This is a genomic window from Brevibacillus sp. HB1.3, from assembly GCF_013186635.1.
GTDB lineage: Bacteria > Bacillota > Bacilli > Brevibacillales > Brevibacillaceae > Brevibacillus > Brevibacillus brevis_D.
In genome coordinates this window covers 621260-637610 of record NZ_JABMIT010000002.1, presented here as the reverse complement: position 1 = coordinate 637610, position 16351 = coordinate 621260, and the positions used below count along the sequence as shown (strand labels likewise).

Annotated in this window: 18 protein-coding genes and 5 pseudogenes; 21 read left to right on the top strand and 2 right to left on the bottom strand. The window is 41.3% G+C overall.

What is annotated here, in order from left to right; translation table 11 throughout:
- Window positions 1–480 carry a 23S rRNA (pseudouridine(1915)-N(3))-methyltransferase RlmH gene (rlmH, locus tag HPY31_RS07510; protein ID WP_048035457.1) on the top strand — a complete coding sequence of 160 codons (480 nt, stop codon included), beginning with the start codon at window positions 1–3 and terminating at the stop codon, window positions 478–480.
- Between the two features lie 65 nt (window positions 481–545).
- Window positions 546–745: pseudogene (locus HPY31_RS07505) on the top strand (phage tail protein); the annotation flags it as partial.
- 41 nt (window positions 746–786) lie between these two features.
- Here the strand turns inward: HPY31_RS07505 and HPY31_RS29290 are convergent.
- A pseudogene (locus HPY31_RS29290) lies at window positions 787–885 on the bottom strand (DUF4062 domain-containing protein); the annotation flags it as partial.
- Window positions 886–907: 22 nt separating this feature from the next.
- On the opposite strand from HPY31_RS29290, the pseudogene istB reads away from it, so the two are divergent.
- The 13 genes and pseudogenes from istB (at window position 908) to HPY31_RS07440 (ending at window position 11068) form a co-directional block, all read left to right on the top strand.
- Window positions 908–1446, top strand: a pseudogene (istB, locus tag HPY31_RS29165) (IS21-like element helper ATPase IstB).
- A gap of 255 nt (window positions 1447–1701) precedes the next feature.
- Window positions 1702–3111 (top strand): annotated as a pseudogene (locus HPY31_RS07495) (helix-turn-helix domain-containing protein).
- A 172-nt stretch (window positions 3112–3283) separates the two neighbouring features.
- Window positions 3284–3616, top strand: a complete 333-nt coding sequence (locus tag HPY31_RS07490) for an aspartyl-phosphate phosphatase Spo0E family protein (protein ID WP_253901710.1) — start codon at window positions 3284–3286, stop codon at window positions 3614–3616.
- Window positions 3617–3660: 44 nt separating this feature from the next.
- Window positions 3661–4731: a hypothetical protein gene (locus HPY31_RS07485; protein WP_172139790.1), complete on the top strand. Its 1071-nt coding sequence runs from the start codon at window positions 3661–3663 to the stop codon at window positions 4729–4731.
- A gap of 131 nt (window positions 4732–4862) precedes the next feature.
- Window positions 4863–5354, top strand: coding sequence for a hypothetical protein (locus HPY31_RS07480; protein ID WP_172139788.1), 492 nt, complete (start codon window positions 4863–4865; stop codon window positions 5352–5354).
- Window positions 5355–6077: 723 nt separating this feature from the next.
- Window positions 6078–6905 carry a helix-turn-helix transcriptional regulator gene (locus HPY31_RS07475; RefSeq protein WP_172139786.1) on the top strand — a complete coding sequence of 276 codons (828 nt, stop codon included), beginning with the start codon at window positions 6078–6080 and terminating at the stop codon, window positions 6903–6905.
- 87 nt (window positions 6906–6992) lie between these two features.
- Window positions 6993–7976: an ABC transporter substrate-binding protein gene (locus tag HPY31_RS07470; RefSeq protein ID WP_172139784.1), complete on the top strand. Its 984-nt coding sequence runs from the start codon at window positions 6993–6995 to the stop codon at window positions 7974–7976.
- Window positions 7977–8005: 29 nt separating this feature from the next.
- Window positions 8006–8344 (top strand): cupin domain-containing protein, encoded by a 339-nt coding sequence (locus HPY31_RS07465; RefSeq protein WP_172139782.1) that lies wholly within the window; start codon window positions 8006–8008, stop codon window positions 8342–8344.
- A gap of 338 nt (window positions 8345–8682) precedes the next feature.
- On the top strand, window positions 8683–9276 hold the full coding sequence (locus tag HPY31_RS07460) for a peptidoglycan recognition protein family protein (RefSeq protein ID WP_253901709.1): 594 nt from the start codon (window positions 8683–8685) through the stop codon (window positions 9274–9276).
- 4 nt (window positions 9277–9280) lie between these two features.
- Complete coding sequence (locus HPY31_RS07455) at window positions 9281–9421, top strand: hypothetical protein (protein WP_172139780.1); 141 nt, start codon at window positions 9281–9283, stop codon at window positions 9419–9421.
- A 198-nt stretch (window positions 9422–9619) separates the two neighbouring features.
- Entirely contained in the window at window positions 9620–10189 is a 570-nt protein-coding gene (locus tag HPY31_RS07450; RefSeq protein ID WP_172139778.1) for a sigma-70 family RNA polymerase sigma factor, read from the top strand.
- Window positions 10152–10376: a helix-turn-helix domain-containing protein gene (locus tag HPY31_RS07445; protein WP_172139776.1), complete on the top strand. Its 225-nt coding sequence runs from the start codon at window positions 10152–10154 to the stop codon at window positions 10374–10376. Before HPY31_RS07450 ends, HPY31_RS07445 begins: the two co-directional genes overlap by 38 nt.
- A 119-nt stretch (window positions 10377–10495) precedes the next feature.
- Window positions 10496–11068 carry an N-acetylmuramoyl-L-alanine amidase family protein gene (locus tag HPY31_RS07440; RefSeq protein ID WP_172139774.1) on the top strand — a complete coding sequence of 191 codons (573 nt, stop codon included), beginning with the start codon at window positions 10496–10498 and terminating at the stop codon, window positions 11066–11068.
- Between the two features lie 183 nt (window positions 11069–11251).
- Here the strand turns inward: HPY31_RS07440 and HPY31_RS07435 are convergent, their stop codons facing one another.
- Window positions 11252–11773, bottom strand: coding sequence for a hypothetical protein (locus tag HPY31_RS07435; protein ID WP_172139772.1), 522 nt, complete (start codon window positions 11771–11773; stop codon window positions 11252–11254).
- A 218-nt stretch (window positions 11774–11991) separates the two neighbouring features.
- On the opposite strand from HPY31_RS07435, the pseudogene HPY31_RS28795 reads away from it, so the two are divergent.
- From HPY31_RS28795 to HPY31_RS07410, 6 genes and pseudogenes are all read left to right on the top strand, one after another.
- Window positions 11992–12120: pseudogene (locus HPY31_RS28795) on the top strand (uracil-DNA glycosylase); the annotation flags it as partial.
- A gap of 270 nt (window positions 12121–12390) precedes the next feature.
- Entirely contained in the window at window positions 12391–14064 is a 1674-nt protein-coding gene (locus HPY31_RS07430) for a DUF6138 family protein (protein ID WP_172139770.1), read from the top strand.
- A 96-nt stretch (window positions 14065–14160) separates the two neighbouring features.
- Window positions 14161–14658, top strand: a complete 498-nt coding sequence (locus tag HPY31_RS07425) for an imm68 putative immunity domain-containing protein (RefSeq protein ID WP_172139768.1) — start codon at window positions 14161–14163, stop codon at window positions 14656–14658.
- A 125-nt stretch (window positions 14659–14783) separates the two neighbouring features.
- The gene (locus tag HPY31_RS07420) at window positions 14784–15302 is read left to right on the top strand and encodes a DUF4303 domain-containing protein (RefSeq protein ID WP_172139766.1); all 519 of its coding nucleotides are present in this window, start codon (window positions 14784–14786) and stop codon (window positions 15300–15302) included.
- Window positions 15299–15745 (top strand): hypothetical protein, encoded by a 447-nt coding sequence (locus tag HPY31_RS07415; protein WP_253901708.1) that lies wholly within the window; start codon window positions 15299–15301, stop codon window positions 15743–15745. The genes HPY31_RS07420 and HPY31_RS07415 overlap by 4 nt, the downstream gene beginning before the upstream one ends.
- Window positions 15746–15797: 52 nt before the next feature.
- Complete coding sequence (locus HPY31_RS07410; RefSeq protein WP_172139764.1) at window positions 15798–16220, top strand: tetratricopeptide repeat protein; 423 nt, start codon at window positions 15798–15800, stop codon at window positions 16218–16220.
- The last annotated feature ends 131 nt before the right edge of the window (window positions 16221–16351 follow it).

The following is a 16351-nucleotide window of genomic DNA, read 5'->3' as shown; positions in this document are numbered from 1 at the left end:
ATGCAAATTTCGATTATTACAGTAGGAAAGCTGAAGGAGAAATATTTGCGTGAGGGCATTGATGAATACAGCAAGCGTCTGTCTGCTTACTGCAAGCTGCAAGTGATCGAGGTCAATGATGAAAAAGCGCCGGAAGAGATGAGTGCGGCAGAGATGGAGCAGGTGAAGCGCAAGGAAGGCGAGCGCATCCTGGCGCAGATCAAGCAGGATCAGTATGTGATTGCGCTGGCGATTGATGGGCAGATGTGGTCTTCGGAGAAGCTGTCTGCGGAGATGGACAAGCTGGCTTTGCATGGGCGCAGTCAGGTGGCGTTTGTGATTGGCGGGTCGTTGGGGTTGGCTGATCAGGTGTTGAAGCGGGCGGATGCGTTGCTGTCGTTTTCGAAGATGACTTTTCCGCATCAGTTGGTGAGGTTAATATTGCTTGAGCAGGTTTATCGGGCGTTTCGTATTAGTCGGGGGGAACCGTACCATAAATGACGGCGAAATTTCTGAAATTAGCTGCTTGCCAGGTGTGGGAAGCAACATGATGCGAAATTCCCATTTTCCTTAATCTCTTCTATGAGGACGGACTTGGGCTTAATGTCATCTATACGGTTGATGACCCTAAGATGCGGGCCGTTGGGTTTAAGCATTCTGAGGGGATAGAGGTACCTGTGGAATTAGGAAGTTTAAGTTTGCCAGCCAGAAGTCTAAGCTGACGGGGACCATTCGGGGTTCGTTCTTTGGTATTAAAGAATATTAATGGAAGACGGAAGAAAGGGGCTGGTTGTGCCAGCCCCTCTTTCATTTCTTTTTCTCCAACTCCGCCTTTAATCTTGCATTCTCTTCGAACAGTTTCTGAACGTCCGGGACATCCTTACCGGAAAACCAGCCATACAAATTACAGAAAGCAAGATTTACGCAAATAAAGACTTTTGAAGGGTACTCTTTCGAGTCGGTTTCGTTACCTGACAGTGTAACGATTGAGGAATTGAAGAGAGGCTCGTTTGTAGAACGGAAGGAAAATGTTATTTTGCTGGGTGCCGTAGACACAGGAAAGACGCATCTGGCCACGGCAATTGGTGTAGAGGCGTGTAAACAGGGGAAAAATGTGAGGTTCTATCGGGTTGCAGAGTTGGTTTCCAATTGCAAACCAAGTTTCATGCTGGTAATCTACCGAGATTTCAGAAAGAATTAATGGATGCTGATTTACTAATCTTAGATGAGTTAGGATTTGTTCCGTTTCACAATGATGGTGCTGACCTACTTTTCCATCTAATCTCAGAATGTTATGAGCGAAACAGTGTCATTGTTACCTCGAATTTGGAATTCAGCCAATGGAATACGGTTTTCGGACATAACCGTTTAACCGCTGCCTTGATTGGCCGTCTTGTGCATCATGCCCACATCGTATCTTTCACAGGAGAGAGTTATCGTCTTCGGAATGCTCTTTCCCATCGTTAATAATTTAAAATTTAGCCTTATGCACATAATGGTTGCCGAACTCTACACTTTTTACTTGTCAAATACACATCAACTCGAAGATGAGCATTTGCCCCAAAAATGGTCAACTTTTTGATTAGCATTCACAAGGGTGAACTCTAAATGAACAAATCTTGAGGGCAATAGCTGTTTTTGTAAAATATTTACATCCACTCGCGCCTTCTGTAAAATATAGGAAGCTCGGTGTTTCTTGTGTTAAGGAGGAGTAGATGTCATATAGGGGAAGGTAAGACAGTTCAACGATCATTACGATCAGAGATTGAACATCATCTGAAAGAACGTGGTTACACACTGACTAGACTTAGCGAGATAACAGGTATTAATTAGGGAGTATTGAGCGACCTCTTAAATCGAATTCCACCACGGGCAATGACGATTGGTCACTTGGATGCATTTGCTCATGCGTTTGAGCAATCTCAAGGGTGGCTGTACGAATTGTACGCGGCAGAGTGTTTTGTGGACGGAAGAGTGTCGCGATCAAGGGTTATCCCCTACCTAGTTCGGTGCGCGGAAATTGGTCGGCGGGATTGTATTGATTCGATTGTCTCGAAGCTACTGGACAATCAGAAAAATACATCCATTCTCTTTCTGGTAGCCGAGCAACTCTTTACTAAAGGGAAACCTAAGGAGTCGGTTCTTTTTTATCAGCTCGTCATTGATACGGATAAAAACAGTCACAATGAGCGCTTTGTCATCGCACAGTATCGATTATTTCGAGCTCTACAAGGTACTGATTCCGAGAAAAATTGGGGGGCTGTCATACAATTTGATCCATATCGAAAGAGACTGCCGGAAAACTATCAATTGGATGCTCTATTACAGCTTGCTAATGTATGCTTTTCGCTTCACAAATGGAAAGAGGTAGAGCGTTATGCAGATGAGCTAAGAGAGTTGGCAACTGCTGTTTATCAGGATCAGTTGCGCGGGCGAAATATCAACAGAAAAATCCTTCCTCTGAAGACAGAGCGGCATTTAGTTGTATACTACGGTCAGGGATTCCTTTTGAAGAGTGCTGCCTTGGAAAAGCAAGGATTGTATGAAGAAGCGAAGGAATACATCTCTGGTTACGCTGATCTGAGTGGGTTTGAACTGTTGGATGAAACAGGACAGATGGAGGTAGAAAAGTTTCGACTGTGGGCAACGGCTAATCACTATACGTTAGATGTTCTCCTGGGTGACATCGATGTTCTGCCAACTTACACTCGTTTCCTTATGGATCACCCAAAAGAGATCCTTTCTGGCCTAATAGCCATAATGGAATCGGCCAATAAGGATGGATTTTTAGTGGATGGGATTCTCAAACAATTTTCAAATCAGATCAATGATTTTAATGATTACGCTAACCTCATCCAGACGGATCGCTATTTTCGTTTTCGATATGAACTAGCTATGTATCGACTTCACAATGGTCAGTACGTGAACGGAATGGAGGATACTTTAAGCTGCTTGGTTTTATCGACTATCATGAAGAATGACAGTGCCTTCATACGTTGCGTTACACTATTCGAAGCTTTCCGATCACATGCAACAGATCAACAAAAAAGGGAGTACAAGCGAATCATGGAGGGGATACGAAATGAAGAGGTCGATTTTGCTATCAATAGCTTTAGTTTTGGGACTGTGTAGCAGCGTCACGAGTGGACAAGCAGCAATCCCTAAAGGAACCGTTATACAATATGAACACGGTGTTGGTGGGTAAATACTGACCGAAGGTAATCATCCTCTTTTGAGGATGATTTTTTTTACTATTCAAATTTTATCAACCGCCCACTTCCTGAATGCTAGTATATAGTTATAAATGTACTTTATTGTAAGAAAATGGGAGTTGATAACCATAGGAGCTATTGCCTATAAAAAGGGCGTCCCACCCCTTTGCCAGGATAAAGGAACGCCCACAGGAGGAGCAGTTACAGCTCCTATAAGTAAATGTACCACGCCACCAAAAGATCGGGAAGGAGGAACTTATCAAGATATCGGTCACTTAAAAAAATATGTGGAACAATTGCGCGAACAACTGATGCAATTGTATTTAGAGAAGAATAATTTGTTGGATGATGAAGTCGTGGAATTAAGCCAGCAATTGGATAAATACATTCTAGCAATTCAATTAAAAATGATGAAAAAAGAATAAGAATGAGATGCTAATTCATACTTTATCGAAAGGAATGAATTAAAATGAATTTTAAAAGAGTAATATCGTTTGGATTGTTATGCTTACTGTTGGTTTTTGGTAGTTTTCCCACAGCTTTGGCACAAGAAAACTCTTCAACATTTTTGGAAAATATTAAATTAGAGGATATTGGTAACCACTCAGATATTGAGGATTTCATTAGAGAGCAAGGCTTCGAACAATTATTAGAAAGCGATAGTAAGAAAAACGCGTTTGTGTCTGAGGAGTTTAATCTTCAAGAATTAGAAAAACCAGTGGCATTACGTGGTCTTGACATTAGTGAAGAAAAGTTGGATGAAATAGTTGAGGAATTAGGCTTGAGGAAACCCGAACCAGAAAAACTTAATTTCGAAGAAAATCTCCTGATTAAACGCTTTAAAGAAACAAACATGATTGCCAACATATGGTATCTGCGTTATTCTACGAGTGATTCAGCATTCTCAATTGACATTCTAAATGTCGGGAAAGATCCAATTGATTCTATAAGTGGAAAATTAACTAAGTACAACAACAAAAATGGAGAATGGACATTTGATAAAAACACCTTATTTAACGTAAAAAGTATTGGAACAGGTAATGTATATAGATGGATTCAAAGTAAAGATGCTGTTTCAGATTACTTTGAATATAGCATCACTGTAACGGAAGATAATACTGTTTGGTATTATGCCAATTCAAGTGGAAGTAATAAATATGAATGGCAGAGATACAATTTTGATGCTGGTTTATATAGTGAGATGCAACCATTAGGTGGTCAAAGGCATCATGTTGTTTCGGCAAAAGCATTAAAAGATTCTGGAATAAGCAATACTGGCAACTTTCCTGCCATTAGAATGATGTATGATGACCACCAAGAAACTCCAAGCTGGGGCAACAGCCATGCTGCCCAAAGATTTAAAGAGCAAGAACTTGAGTATTTGTCAAATGAAGATTATAAAGGTTTAATGAGATTCGAAGTTGACGCTCTTAAAGAAGTAAAGGACCCAGAGAATAAATTTAATAGTTTGGCGCACAAATATAACGATTACTTAGTAGCAGCGGCCGTCTTAGTGTACGAATATTTTGGAGTTAATTAAAGATAGTTCGGATTAAACCTAAACCGTAACTACATCCCCTCAATCTCTTCATAGCTAGACTTAAATTTACTTGGAAGATTGGGGGGATTGTTTAGCAAGAAGTAATACTAGAAGTTAGGCAGGTGAATAGCTTGAATAATTTAGTAATAAATGAAGGGTGTTCTGTCGGTGCAATTAAACTAGGTATGCGCGAAGAAGAAGTGCAACAACACATTCAGTCATATAAGGAAAAATGTCTTAATCCTAGAATATCATTTCATAGGAACTTTCGATGTGAATATGATTCAGAAGGAAGGCTAATTTATATTGAAGTTGTAAATGATTTGAAAAGACATTTTAATTGTTTATTCAGGGATATTGATGTATTTAACACCAGGGCAAGTCAACTTGTAAAGATGATTGACATTCTCTCTCCGTATGATAGAAATAGTGCACATGGTGGGTTTGTGTATAAATTCCCTGAATTAGGATTGAGTTTTTGGAGAGGCAACGTTTTAAGTGAAGAAGACATGGAAAAAGACTGGTTTAAAGAAATGGACCCTGAGATACAAGAGGATGAGATGAAGAATTTGTATTTTGAAACTGTAAGTATTTATTCGATTTCTAATTCCCCAAAAGAGTGAACTTTCTATCTGGAAACCCTTACCGCCGTTTGTATGACCATCTTTGAGTAGGTCATCTTGCTGGACGCGTACCTTTAAAGAGTTACCCATTTTTCACGTATCTCTACTGTAGCCCAAAAAGAAACCCCCAATTGATAATGCCAGTAATCCTTAGCGTACAGGATACCGGCGTTTTTTCTGTCATCCAGGGCTTAGCGTACAAAATCGGCATTTTGTTGGCGGTACCCCGAATATGTTTTTCTAATGTCGCCCATTGAAAAATCCCCTCCAAGTTAACAGTAAAGGGTCTTGCTTCTTACTCCCTACTTAAAGGGGATAATAGCATAGTTAGATTGTTGGTCTAAATATTGGGGTGAACATCATAATATCAAATTTGGGCTTACAAGATTATGTAAAGGACCGGGGGCGGTGGAGGAACTTTTGAACGGCTTGAACAATATTTGTCGGAGGAAAAAAACTAGCCAAAGCGTCCAATAGGATGTCTTCTTTTGGTCCAAAGTTCCGTGAGCAGAAAGTTATCTTAACACCTGCCGTTACCCGCTGTTTGAACATTAGCGGGTGCGGCATTTTTATTGCCCTCATATACTGAAAATGATAATCGTTATTAATAATGATAAAATAAACAAGAGCCCTCATCTGCTTCTGATCAAGAAGCTGCACAGGATGTACAACGATCGATCTTACGTATTACTGGCAAACGACTATTGAAATGAGGTATGCAACGTGAAAATCGACGTTAATCAGTTAGCGGAGCATTTGGCACACATTCCTTTTCAAGTAGAAGGAGTATATCGATATGCGAAAAATCCAGGTGTACCTTACGCTGAATATACAGATTTTTTTCCTGGATTTGTGTTTCCACTTACAGGGAAGGTACAATTTCAATTTAATGGAACGCCTTATATCTTTTCGCCAGGAAAAGTTGTGCATGGCGGTGCAAGAATGAAACTAGCTCAAAAAATGTTCGGTAACACAAACTGGGAATATATCCTTGTTTTATACCGGATACATAACTCAGAACTAGAAGAGACAAGCTTTTCCCATCAGCATTTTGAATTATCAACGGGTCAATCTCCTCGTCTGATTGAATTAATTATGCGCCTTTGGCATGTGTATAATCAGCCTGGTGGCATTTCGATGTTTCAGACCGAAATGCTGTTTCGTGATGTACTGAATGAAGCATTATTATGTGTTGCGAATAGGCAGAATAGCTGTGAATCACAAACTTTGTTCGAACGGATATCTCATTATATTCATGAATACTATGATCAAAGCCTTACAATAGCATCGCTTGCAGAACAATATAACGTGAATCGAAATCGACTGTCTTATGTATTTAGAAGACATGCAGGTATGGGACCAGCGGAATACATATTAAAACATCGTATAAAGATGGCGCAAGAAATGCTATTTACAAGTGAAGCGTCTGTACAACAAATTGCGCAAACGGTTGGAATTGCTGACCCGTTTTATTTTAGTAGAGTGTTCAAGAAACAACTTGGTATCTCTCCTACTGAATATCGAGAGAAGTTCATCAATAATCCATGCTAATTTCAACAGGCATCCATTCTCATCTAAAAATTCCTTTTCTATACTAATGGCAAACGAAAGATAACATGATGTTGGAGGAATTTTCGTATGCAAAAGATGAAAGGCCTGCTAATCTCCATCCTATTAGTAGCAGGCATACTGGGAGGTTGTAATGAAACACCTGCTGAACATAAAGGATCAACGACAGAAGGCGCATCTACAACAGCAGGTAAGGTAAATACAACTAAATGGCCAAGAACATTTAAGGATGCCTTAGGTAAAGAAATTGTTATTGAGAAACAACCAGAGAATATTGCTTCATTATGGTATTTTTATCCTGAAATACTAGTTGCATTAGGTGAGCCGCCTGCTGCTTCTACTGAAAAAGAGTATCTATCTTCTTTAACCTATTTAAAAGGAAAGCTGGATTCAGCTGATGAATTAGGAGAAAAATTATCACCTAATATTGAAAAAATCCTATCGATAGAGCCTGACATTATTTTAGCAACTGAGCATCATGAAAAAATGTATGATTCACTAGGAAAGATTGCGCCAGTTATTACGTTAAAATCCAAGGACATCTATGACGATTGGCAATATGGACTCCGTACAGTAGCCGAGATTATTGGAAAAGAAGATGAAGCGGAAAAAGTCATTGATAAAATGATGAAAGAAATTACAACTGGGCGCGAAGCATTAAAGTCGATTGAAGGAGAGTCAGTAGCCCTTATATTGTCGTGGGATGGAAAAACGTTTAATGTCCTAGGTGAAGGAAATCCGGTCTATATACTTGCGTTTGATAAAGAGAAGGGACTGGGACTTACACCAGACCATATATTTAAAGGTACGACTAATAAATTTACTACGTTTGAAGGAATATCAACTGTTGAAGCAGACCATATTTTCCTTATCGGTGACATTACCAAAAAGGAAAAATTAATGAATGACTTAAAACAAAGCAATGTATGGAATAATCTCAATGCCGTTAAGAAAGGAAATGTTCATTTAATGGATGCGTCCGCTATTACTGGTGGCCCATTAGCTATCGAATACGCTTTACAAAATATAACAAGTGCCTTGCGTAAGCTCTAAAAAGTCGAGAAAAATGAGGAGGGATTCACATGCATTACCAAGCTATTAATCTGAATGAGAAGCTATCTACATTCAACGATCTCTGGTCTCCGAAAGTCGTTGCTGAAATAAATGACTATCATTTTAAGCTCATTAAGATTGCTGGGGATTTTATGTGGCACGGGCATCAAGGTACGGATAAGGTATTTATTGTGCTCGAAGGAGAGATGTTCATTGCTTTTCGTGATGGACAAGTGAAAATTTCCAAGGGTGAGATGTTTATTGTCCCGGGGGGAGCCGATCATAAGCCTTTCGCCGAAAAGGAATGCCACATCATGTTGGTGGAGCCTAGAGGAGTAGTAAACACTGGCGGTAATGAGTCCGAATGAACAGCAGCCAATGCGAAAACGCTATTCATAGACACACAGCTAAAACTACTTTTGCTGGAATGAGATGTTCTGTGGCAGCTCCTTCTTACTTTTCGCCGATAGATCCGTTAAGGTGAGCCTTATCATAAGTAAAGGCAAGCTTTTACAGAGCTTGAGGAGAATTTGTCTCGCCAGCACATACCGTTGTACTCAAAAAGGCCCCTTATTATCAAGGGGCCTTAGAGAGCCGTTTATTCACATTATCGCGTTTTAGAACCAAACGTGCCTACTTCGTCTTCGTAGTATCAAGAAAGGAGCAAAAATAAAAATGAATATAACAATACCAGGCGCTCGTGTGATTGACGTTCGGGCGCGCCTCTTTACCACGCCACAAAACACTACGGTATGGGCTGCGTAAGCTGACTAACATCCGATCGGCAGCTATGCATCATTCAGCTACAAAAAGCGGATCGCCAGAGGAGTTCGCACGCTATCAAGTAGGTACTAACGGATGGTCGGGCAATGCCTATCATTTTGTGATTCAAAAGGATGGGGTGATTTACTGGTGCAACGATCCAGAGGCAATCTCCTACCATGATGGCAACGGCAACCGTCATGCGCTAGGTATTTGCCTAGTAGGTGATTTCAAGACACAGCAACCCACAGCGGCGCAGATTGATGCAACACAGCGCCTGTTGCAATACCTGCAGGTACAGATTCCAACCATGAAGCAGGTGGGTATAGTGGATAAGCCCAAACAGATTCCGGTTGCAATTAAGTTGAACGAGGTATTGCTCACGGTAACGGGCTTTTTGCAGGAGGGCGTTTCTATGCTGCCAGTCCGTACAATAGCCAATGCTGCGGGTGAGAAGGTGGAGTGGATCGAGGTAACTCAAGATGTGTGTGTAAACGGCAATCGTCTAAATAAAATTGGAAAGCTGAAAGGAGTGTAGATTCATGAATAATTTTTTGTGCAAGCAAAAGAAATCTGTGTTGCTTATTATCACGGGCGGTCTGGCTATTGCGGGTAATTACGTTGGCATCAGCGAGGAAGCACAAATTCAGATTCTAAACGGGATTGAATATATTCTGCAATAAGGTGTGGGAAGTGTCCAGGGAAGGAAATCTGCCGAACAATTAATTACAAAAGTTTACACTACAGGCTTATTAAGCAAATAAACTGTATTGTTTAGTAAAATGGATAGTGTGGTTTGGGACGTGTCAGTGTGATTATGGCATGTCTATTTTTTTTATCAAAAATAGGAACGTACGATCCCTTTTAGAAGGAGGCATTTCGTGATCAAACTTACAGACGTAGCTAATCAGAAGTTGCTGGATGCATTTCTAGCTCAAGCAGACAATCAACTACTATACCAACGAGTGCTTGCTTCACCGGGTGACAAGCAGAGGAGTGATGAATTGGATAGTAGACTTCAGGCGTTTTACGCTGAGGTCCAATTGACCAAATTTATTTCGTCACTCATTCATTTTACAGCTATCGAGTTGGCTGTTCGTAATCAAAAGATAGGCAACATATGCCAGCCTACAGACGAGATTGAAATGGTTGTAGACAACCTTATTAGCGACACTTACAAAAGTGAACGGGAGGACACATCTGAGTGGGAAGATGTATTAGCTGACAAACGAGTTTTGGATGCTGTTCAAACCCTCACAGAAAAGGAACAGGAGATACTTAAACTTCTATATTTGAGGAATCTCAAAGAAGCGGGAGCTGCAAGTCTGTTAGGCGTTAGCCAGCAAGCCGTATCTAAAACAAAGAAACGAGCATTACTGAAGCTCAGAAAACAGCTAGAGGGAGACGGAATACATGAGCCTATTAACGCTGGTAAAGCGAGCGCAAAATAATGATGAGAGTGCAATGGTAGAGATCATAGAAAGATTTGAGCCAAAGATCCGGAAGTCGTTGAAATTCACGGATATAGATTTACGTGAAGACATACATCAAGAGATAGTCTTCCGAATGATTAAAGCTGTCAAATCTTATAGACTGGCGAGTGAGAGTAACAGGTTGATTGATCGGGAACCATTATGATTCTAATAAATAAAAAAAGAGGGAATGAAAGGTTGTATTATCAATCATTTTTTTCACCTTATATATTGAAAGGAAATTCTAGAAAGAATGCCTTATCAAATTAAAAAGGTGGAATCACAATGTCTAAAGAATTGAAGCGTAAGAAAATCCTTATTGATGCAGGACATGGTGGCGACTTTCCAGGCAAGGAATATGAAGGTCGACAAGAAAAAGATGTTACTCTGGAATTTAGCAAAATCCTTCAAGAGCTACTTGAAGCAGAAGACGCACGCGTTTATATGACGCGTGAAGTGGATAGGGATTTTGGTGGAGACGATGCGGATGAGGATATCAACTACCGAGTAGATTGGATTAATAACAATTTCCACGCTAATAGAAGTGTTGATGTATTGATTAGTATTCACGTTAATACTGAGTATGGACGAGTCGGGACATTTTATCATCCAGATGGAAAAGCTTCTAAAACTTTAGCGAGAAAAATTGGTAGAAGTATGGATGAGTTAGCATACAAAGAGGACCTTGCAATCCTGCGAGATACTAACGTGGCTGGAGCAAAAACGCTAATCGAAATTGCACAAATTGACGAAGATTGGTTAGATGATTCCAAAGAACTAAAAAAACTTGCTAAGAAAATCGTCCGGGGACTTACAGACTATTTCATTGCATTGGATCAAGGGAGAATAGAAAAATAGCAGTTAAGAAAAAAGTTGAACCTCGTTTAAAAACTACCCAAATTTCTTTCTTAAAATTGCGCCGCATATGGAGAAGCCTACAAAATTCCACTCTCTTTAGAACAACAAAACAATCAGAGCAAAAACGAGCCTCTAGAATAGCTTCTAAGGCTCGTTTTTTTGTATTTCATTTTCATATAGAGACTATTTTTGTGTGAACTGCTCAGTATAGTTGGTTAGTTTTTCGATGTATGCATCCATTTTGTCAAAATCTTTTATGTACAATTCGGCTTTACCACCTTCATCATTAGTCTTGTCATAATAGGTGTCATTAATAATTTCATTTAATTCTTGTAATAGACCCGTAATTTCAACTAACTCCTCTGTTTTATTACCTGAGGTGTAAATCTTGTCAGGATGCGAAAATATCTCTTTAAACTTATATGCGATTGTTTTCAAGTCGCCGCGACCTAAAGCAGAGTCAATATTTGATGAGTACTGTAATATTCTATCAAGTTTATTTTTAGTATCGTTAATAATCTCTGGTTTTTGTTTATCTGAATTAATCGTCGTGGCCAAGTCATTATAAGAACTAAAAAGAAGATGTAAATTATATCCAGAAATAATTTCCAGTCTTGACTCAAGCTCTTTCTTGTCTATTTGAAGATAAATTGCATAGATACTAATCAATAAAGCCAAACCAAGTATACCCCACTTTTTTACCATGTAATTACACTTCCTCCACTTTGTACATTTTTTGCCTTTCAATAATTATAACGGATTATTCATTCTAAAGGTTACACAAATGTAATCAACTAAAAAGAGTGGCATTTATTTATAGAAAGTTTTTCTTGCTCTCATAAAATACAGAACACTAGTGGTGTAATAACTGCAATAGCAATAAGCAGGCAGCAATACATTCAGATGACCTGTCTATGGGACAGCGAGGAAGCTGGTATGAGTTTCAGAGTACACCCGTAAGCTTCACCTATCACCCGCTTGCAGTGAGAAGACGACCTAATCTACTTAGGTTCTTCGTAGAAGATTTGAAAGCTTTGAATGAGAAGTGGTAGGAGATTCAACACGGTAGGAACTAAAATTAATGAAGCAGCAGATGAGTTAACCTCATGCATTACTCTCAAAATTCAATAATGTATCTGACTACCCGAAACTTTTGCGAATCAAAGTACAAATTGAGAAGTTTATTGGTGAAACTGGGCAAAGTTATGTAGGATTGAACTTTAGCCGATCTCAGGAGGAGGTATACAGTTTAAACAAAGTTTCCCATTCTCATAGTATGATTATATTTAGCTAAGATCGAACAGCGAAAAAGGCGGGAGACAATGAACGAATTACAAAAAGAAGCACTGGAAGAGATGAAAACGGCGATACATAAATGGTTTGACGAACAGGAAACTCGAAAGAACGCAGAGGAAGTAGTCTTACGCACCACGCTGCAAGTAGGCATCTTTAACTTTGTCATGCTAGATTATCGACCGGGCAGGACTATGGTTGAAACTTCGAAATCTGTGGGGAGTGCCGCAGGCAAAAAATCGATGAAAGCTTCACCCTTTACCCGGGAGCAGATATTGCATGAGGTTCAGCCCCTGCTGGTGGAAATCGTTAGGGAGAGGCTGGACAAGCTGGAAACGTCTCCGTTGATCAACTACCGTTTTACCTTCCAAGCAACCTTCGCAACGACGGACGGGCTTGTGGAATTAACGGTGCTGGAAACTGTCTATGAAGAGAAAAAGCGGCAGCTTCTAGAGCGAATTCAGTCCTATATCGAGGAAAAGCTGGAAAAGGGCTCTAACCCGACAAACAGGCTGGAAACCTTCTTTTTTGCGCGTCATCTGCTTGATCCGCATTTGTTCCCCGAACCGCAAGCCGCAAAGACGATAGCTTTATTTGACCGGATTCAGGAGTTGAATAAAGAGCAGGTTGAGGCTCTCGCGGAGCATCGAAGAGATATCATTAGGGCTTTGACCGACTGGGTCGAGAATGTATTTTTGCCGCGTTACTATGATGTCACCCGTTCCGAATACAGAACCAATGAGTATGTAATCAAGCCAGATGCTGTTTTTGAGGACAAGGATGAGCCGAATCAGCCTATCGACCTTTTGTTGTACGGAGCGGTAATGATTATTCGATACGAGCCGGACTTCAACAAACTCAAGGGTCAGACTTTTTTGGAGCTGGCGAAGCAGCTTGGCAGCGGGAAAGCCGCGCGTATGCTGAAGGATGGCAGCGATAGCTTCTCGCAAGAAGACGTCCATTTGCGCCATGAATTGGTCGAATGCAAAGCGAACGATGTTTTTTCTCTCTTCACAATCGTTATTCGCAAGGAAGAAGCCGGGGCGTACGAACGGGCGATTTCGTTTATTCTCTCCCTGCTCCGAAAGGACTTCCCGAAAAGCTACAAGATCAAGTTGAAATCCAGCGTGAAGGAGTATTTGCCCATCAAGGGGCTAGCCAAATCGGACACACACCGTTTTTTTGCGAATGCTCTAGCTTATCCCGAGCTACATCCTTTATTGGAGGAATATGCTCGTGAGGCGATGAAAGAGTTTGAATGGTACGAGGATACGGAAAGCGAAAAAAGCGTAATGCCGGGCAGCTATGCTGTGTTCGGGCTGGGGCTTTCGTCCGAGCGGTATTTTCCGCTTGTTGAAGCCTACATGGACCTAGTGGATGATGAGCATCAGCTGGTGCATGACAAGTTCACAGTCGTTTTTGCCGAAACCTATGGCATAACGGAACGCTCGACTCCCACCTTGATCGCCTGCCTGCTGCGCTCCCACGATTCGCTAAAGCTGAAGATTCAGTCGGAGCTGGAAAGCGAAGACAAACTGTCGTTATTCGTACAGCAAATCGAGACGCTGTCGGATGACGAGGCTGAGCGGGTACTGTACCCGATCTGGGGCAAGGTGGAGAAGTTGGCTGCAATGGTTCGCAAGGCGGAGGGACAGCGCAAGGAGCTGATCATTCGTCTGCTAAAGGCGGCGGGGATAGCCTGACGGTGGCTCGGTGAAAGCGGCATTGATAAGTGTGCTTTTGAGTGAAACGATCTTATTTGGATCATTACCATGCTGAAAAGAAAGTGGGAGAAGAACATGTACATAAGCAAATGGTGGGGAGATTTAATTGGCGGTTCCGATGATTCGCTGGCATTAATAGACTATTTGGAACAACTGGACTCAACGAATGTGACGCTCGATCAGATTTTAAAGGACTTGGGTCTGGATGTTCTGCTTTCCGAGGGAGACTTGAAAAGCGGTGGAAGTATTGGATTTGATATCAAAAATGCTAATGGCACGTTTCGAGCAGAACTTGATATTGCCTGCTCAGCTTTAATCGATCTTTCAGCCATTGTGTTGGAGTCTCAAAAATCAGGCTATGTCGATTTGCGTGATTTGGATGAGGATAGGCAGTCGCGCAAACTTTATATAGATGCCTCCGAAGAAAAAAGGAACCTGCTTCGGGATGAGTTGTACAAGTTTTCCCGTGATCCGCTGGCTTACGAATTAGCCGAGCTTGTTCCGGTGGATGATATGAGAGAGCTTGCGGAAAAGGCAAAAATGATCGCAGATGAGCTGGCACCGTTAAGCTGAACCATACCACAGTAACGGCGAAATTTTTGGCCTTAACCGCGAGAATTGCCTCGAAGCCGGAGGGTGGGAAGTCTCCTCCAATCCTGTCGTTGCAGGCTCGACTAAAGTAGGACAAAGGAGAGAACATGGATTTTCAAGTGCTGCAAGTAAAAATCGAGGCGGCTGCGAAGGCTGCATTCGAGCAAGTAAGAAACAAATATGCAGGACAAAGCTTTTGCGGTTACGCCTTGTATTCCGACTCGGATGCAATTACCGTATGTCCGGCGGTAAACTCAACCGATCACTTGAACAAAATGATTGCCGGAGACCCTGATGATGCGATTTATTATCGCTGGAGTCCAGGGGAATGGGATCATGAATTTGAAGGTGCTGAATTCTTTGAGGATATTTCCAATCAATTATATAACGAAGTGATGAGTATGCAGTCGGCGGAAAGACACAGGGAATATAAAGAGAAGGTTTATGAGTGTTGCGTGGCTGCGCTTGATGCATTGAAAAAGGAAGGTTTTTTCTCCGATATGAGCGAATCGGGAGTATTAGTCTTTACTGTATCGGATGACACAAATGCACTGGAATGTGATTGGATTGCCCGATTGAACCGAAATGAACTTGCTCAAGAATTTCAGAATTGGATTGGCGGTTGAAAATCCAGTACGATTGGGGAGATTTTATGTCCGTAATACATGCCTACCTTGCGAAGTCGTCCCATCCTTACTCCCATGAGCGTCTTGCTTCTGAGTTAAGCGACTATTTTGATTTTGAAAGAAAGAACGGACTGGAAATTGGAGTATCAGCAAATCCGTTTACGAGAGAGAAATACTTGATTCTCCGTTGGCCGGGCTGGAATTTTACAGCTCATTTTGAAACTGGCCGTAGTGTAGATGAAGATGTAAATTACATTGCGAGCGTCACCAAGGATTGTCCGCCTGAAATCAAAGACTGTGCCGAACGCATTCGTTTCGTATTCTCGCCTGATGAAGGACGGGAATTCACGAATCATATCATTTGGGCGATAGACTATTTGGCGGAAATACCGGGCGCAATTATTTTTGATGAAACTCAAAAAACAATAGTGAGTTCCTGGTGAAGAGACAAATATTTACGGCGGCTTCAAATCACATAGGATAGGAGAGACGACAGTGCAACTTTCAGATTCAACCCATACCGAAATTACCGTGCTGTGTAAACAAGGCGATGATTTGGTGAAAGCAGGCAATCTTGAGGAGGGCAAGAATAAGTACGTCGCGGCCCTCCGATTACTCCCGGAAAATCATCGAGAATGGGAGGCCGCAACGTGGATATATGTGGCTATTGGGGATGTCCATTTTCAAATGAAGAATTACGATAAGGCATTCAAGTGTTTCTTTAATGCTGTTCAGTGTCCGGAGGGGCTGGGAAATCCTTACATTCATCTTCGGTTAGGGCAATTGTATTACGAACAGGAAAACCTTGAAAAAGCAGCAGACGAGCTGACCCGGGCTTACATGGGTGCCGGGATTGCGATCTTTATGGAAGATGACCCAAAGTACCTTGAGTTTCTGGAGACAAAAATAGAGATTTGAAGTTCTACAGGGAAGGAACAACAACAAAAGGAGCTGCCGAGGCATGCTCCTTTCGTATTTTTTGGGTGGCTTTTACAGAGCCTGGGGAGGATTTATTTGGAACCAAACATACCTACTTCGCTTTCATACTA